Below are 4,021 nucleotides of genomic sequence, written 5' to 3'. Positions count from 1 at the left end.
GCCTTTTCTGAAAGTTTTTCAGAAGCAATATCGGCTTGCAGATGCGTGGATCAGCAACTTTTATATAATATCACGCTTTAAATCGCATGTCAACAATTTTTTCAAATCATTTCAAAGCCGATTCTGGCGGACAACTTCTATATACTATCATCGCAGTCGAATGCTGTCAACGATTTTTTCAGCTTATTTCTGGATAATTTCTAATTATTCAAAAATAAAGGCTCTGAGCAGTCTCTTCTGCTGGCATTAATTCTCATTCCATTATATAGTAGACTTTAATATCGGACAGCCATACTTAAGGGCAGAAAGCGAGTGTAGTGATTGGATAAAAAAATCATTTTTTTGGATATTGATGGTACTTTGGTGATGGATGATGGCTGGGTTCCCGCATCGGCTGCGGAAGCATGCAGACATGCCCGACTGAACGGACACGAAATTTATTTATGCACCGGCCGGTCAAAACCGGAGATCTATGATTTCATCATGGAAATCGGCTTTGACGGCATCATCGGCGCTGGCGGCGGCTTTGTTGAGCTGAATGATGGAATGTTGTACCACAAAACGGTCCCAGCCAGCGAAGTCAGACGGATGGTGGATTTCTTCAATCAGCATAGCGTTGACTTTTACTTGGAATCAAACGGCGGGTTGTTCGCCAGCAAGAATTTTCTGCCGCATGTGGAACGCTGCATTTACGGCGATATCGACAACGATCCAGATGCCCGCAGACGCAAAGAAGAACAGCCTCATCCCTTCATTGAGGGATTGATCTACGGGGAAGAGGATTTGTATAAATCTGACGTCAATAAGGCTTGTTTCCTTCAGAGCGACAATCTTTCATTCGCACAGATCAAGGCGGAATTCGAAAATGCTTTTGATACGATTCAATGTACCGTACCACAGTTTGGGGATGAAAGCGGCGAGCTGATGGTACCGGGCATACACAAAGCGACTGCAATCGAAGCATTGCTGACACACCTAGGGCTCTCCAAAGAACGGACGATCGCGATCGGCGACGGCTTGAATGACTTGGAGATGTTCGACTATTGCGAAATCGGCATCGCTATGGGGAATGCCAAGGAAGAATTGAAGGCTGTCGCGGATCATGTCACAAGTTCGGTGGATGAAGATGGACTTCATCAGGCATTCCGTACTTTCGGGCTCATCTGACGGCGGCAGCAAAAAATCTTATCCATTTCATAAAATAATCTTCATAGTTTCTTCATACTTGAGTTTTACTATAAGTATAGGCCAATCACAAACAATCTTTTTTTCAATTTCTTTACTCCTCCAAAGTAAAGAGCAACTCCTTTAGGGCTGCCTGATAACTTCAGGCAGCTTTTTTTTGCTATATCTTAATTTTTTCGCCATTCCATGATACTATATGAAGTAATACCTCGCTGGATGCGAGCTCTGCAACACATAAAAAAACTATTCTCTTATAGATGCAAAAAAATCAAATCGTAAACGGGGATGTGCACATGGAACCTATTCGCAACAAAATATTGGACTGCAAAAGGATCGTCATCAAAATCGGCACAAGTTCTTTGATGCTAGCCGACGGATCCGTCAACTACCAAACGTTCGATCGGCTTGCTTATGTCTTGACCGTTCTGCGCAATCAAGGAAAAGAAATCGTCTTGGTGTCATCCGGCGCGATCGGAGTCGGGCTCAACCGCTTGAACCTCCCGCATCGTCCGAAAACCATCCCGGAGCAACAAGCCGTCGCTTCTGTCGGGCAATCCGAGCTGATGAACCTCTACACCCGCTTTTTCTCGCACTATAACCAAATCGTGGGACAAATCCTCATGACCCTGGATATTGTGCAGTTCCCGGAAAGCCGCAGGAATGCCGTAAATGCCTTCGAGCAGTTGTTGAAAATGGGCATCATCCCGATCGTAAACGAAAACGATGCTGTCTCCGTTGAAGAACTGGATCACCTGACCAAATTCGGGGATAACGATCGCCTTTCCGCAACCGTAGCGGAAATCATCTCCGCCGACCTGCTGATCATGCTGTCCGATGTCCCGGGTTTTTATGATAAAAATCCGATGGCGCATCCGGATGCCGTCCTCTTCCATACCATTCATGCCATTACGGCAAAAGAAATGGCTTTGGCTGGCGGGAACGGTTCGAAATTCGGGACCGGCGGAATGGCAACCAAATTGAAAGCTGCCAAACAAATCCTGAAGAACAAGCAACAGATGGTATTGACGCAAGCCACCGACCCGACCGTATTGTTCGATATACTGGCCGGCAATGAAATAGGAACCTATTTTGTGAGGGAAGACAAGTAGAGGAGGATATTCGATGAACAGTTTATTGCAAGAAATGGGCATTGCAGCGAAAGCCGCAGCCAATAGCCTGAGGAAAGCATCAACCAAACAAAAGAATGAGGGACTTTTGGCCATGGAAGCTGCCCTTTACGCGCATCAGGATGCCATCCTGGCAGCCAATGCAAATGACATCGCAGCAGCCGAGGCTAATGGCTTGCCGACGCCGATGATCGAACGTTTGACTTTGAATCCGCAACGGATCAAAGGGATGGCGGACAGTTTCAAGGAAATCGCTCAACTGCCTGATCCAATCGGCTACGTTGAGGAAATGACGAAATCAACCGATGGTTTGATGATCGGCAAGCAGCGTGTTCCGCTTGGCGTCATCGGAATCATTTATGAATCGCGTCCAAACGTCACAGCGGATGCCAGCGCCCTTTGCTTCAAATCAGGTAATGCCGTCATCCTGCGTGGCGGAAAAGAGGCTTTGGAATCCAACAAAGCCATCATGACCGCACTGCAGGACGGACTCGTGAACGCCGGTTTCGCCAAGGAAACGCTGCAACTGATCCCTGATCCGTCGCGCGAACTGGCCAATGAATTCATGAAACTGAATGACTATCTGGATTGCCTGATCCCTCGCGGAGGAGCCGGACTGATCCAGAACGTTTTGAAAAACGCGACCGTTCCGGTCATCGAAACAGGTGTCGGAAATTGCCACCTGTACATCGATAAGGCTGCCGAATTGGAGATGGCTACGCGCATTCTGGTCAACGCGAAATGTTCCCGCCCCTCCGTCTGCAATTCCATCGAGACGCTTGTTGTCCACGAAGCAGTTGCGGATGCTTTCCTGCCCGTTTTCGCGGAAGCTTTGGCGCCTTATAAAGTGGAATTGCGCGGCGATGCGAAGACTTGCAGCATCCTGCCTGAAGCTGTCCCAGCAACAGAGGAAGATTTCGCTGCCGAATTTTCGGATTTCATTTTGGCAGTCAAAGTGGTTTCCTCTTATGACGAAGCTATCGCGCATATCCAAAAATACAGCACAGGCCATTCCGAAGTGATCGTCACCGATCATTACCAAACGGCACAGAACTTCCTGAACGATATCGATGCAGCGGCCGTCTACATCAACGCCTCTTCCCGCTTCACGGACGGCGGTTGTTTCGGCTTCGGCGGAGAAATCGGCATCAGCACGCAAAAACTCCATGCCCGCGGACCGATGGGATTGAAGGAATTGACTTCCTACAAATACATCATCTACGGCGAAGGCCAAATCAGATCCTAAAAGGGATCCTCATCAAAAATATTTAGAGCCGGGACACCGTTCCCGGCTTTTTCTGTCTACCAGCAGTAAACACCGTCTACCGGTGAAAGGAATGATTATAACGATGAAAAAGAAGATTGCAGTAATCGGTGGCGGCATCGTCGGTGCCACCGCCAGTTACTACTTGGCAAAAGCCGGCCACAGCGTCAGCGTGTTCGACAGCGGCAAAGGCCAAGCAACGGCCGCCTCGGCAGGGATCATTTGTCCTTGGCTGTCCAGACGCCGCAACAAAAAGTGGTACCGCCTCGTCTCCGAAGGCGCGGCTTTTTATGACAAGCTGCTGGCTGACTTGGCTTCCGACGGCTTGAAGACGGATGCCTACGCACGTTGCGGCGCCCTGATCCTGGGACAATCCGTCGACTACCTCCAGGAGGTCCATGACCGTGCACTGGAACGCCGCGAGCAGGCGCCTCTGATCGGAAAC

General features: G+C 48.9%; 4 protein-coding genes. All 4 read left to right on the top strand.

The window, feature by feature from the left end; translation table 11 throughout:
• Window positions 1-321 precede the first annotated feature (321 nt).
• Window positions 322-1,167, top strand: coding sequence for a Cof-type HAD-IIB family hydrolase (locus tag WBV27_RS11265; protein ID WP_424202116.1), 846 nt, complete (start codon window positions 322-324; stop codon window positions 1,165-1,167).
• Window positions 1,168-1,487: 320 nt separating this feature from the next.
• Window positions 1,488-2,294: a glutamate 5-kinase gene (gene proB, locus WBV27_RS11260; RefSeq protein ID WP_424202118.1), complete on the top strand. Its 807-nt coding sequence runs from the start codon at window positions 1,488-1,490 to the stop codon at window positions 2,292-2,294.
• A gap of 13 nt (window positions 2,295-2,307) precedes the next feature.
• On the top strand, window positions 2,308-3,558 hold the full coding sequence (locus tag WBV27_RS11255; protein WP_424202114.1) for a glutamate-5-semialdehyde dehydrogenase: 1,251 nt from the start codon (window positions 2,308-2,310) through the stop codon (window positions 3,556-3,558).
• 103 nt (window positions 3,559-3,661) lie between these two features.
• The coding region (locus tag WBV27_RS11250; RefSeq protein ID WP_424202112.1) for an NAD(P)/FAD-dependent oxidoreductase at window positions 3,662-4,021 on the top strand (360 nt) is incomplete at its 3' end.

The organism is Trichococcus sp. (genome assembly GCF_049589555.1).
In the GTDB taxonomy this organism is placed as follows: Bacteria; Bacillota; Bacilli; order Lactobacillales; family Aerococcaceae; genus Trichococcus.
This window is presented reverse-complemented; position numbering and strand designations above follow the sequence as displayed.

Coding starts and splice junctions, on each gene's coding strand:
- WBV27_RS11255 (WP_424202114.1), top strand. CDS start 2,308: ATGAACAGTTTATTGCAAGAAATGGGCATTGCAGCGAAAGCCGCAGCC.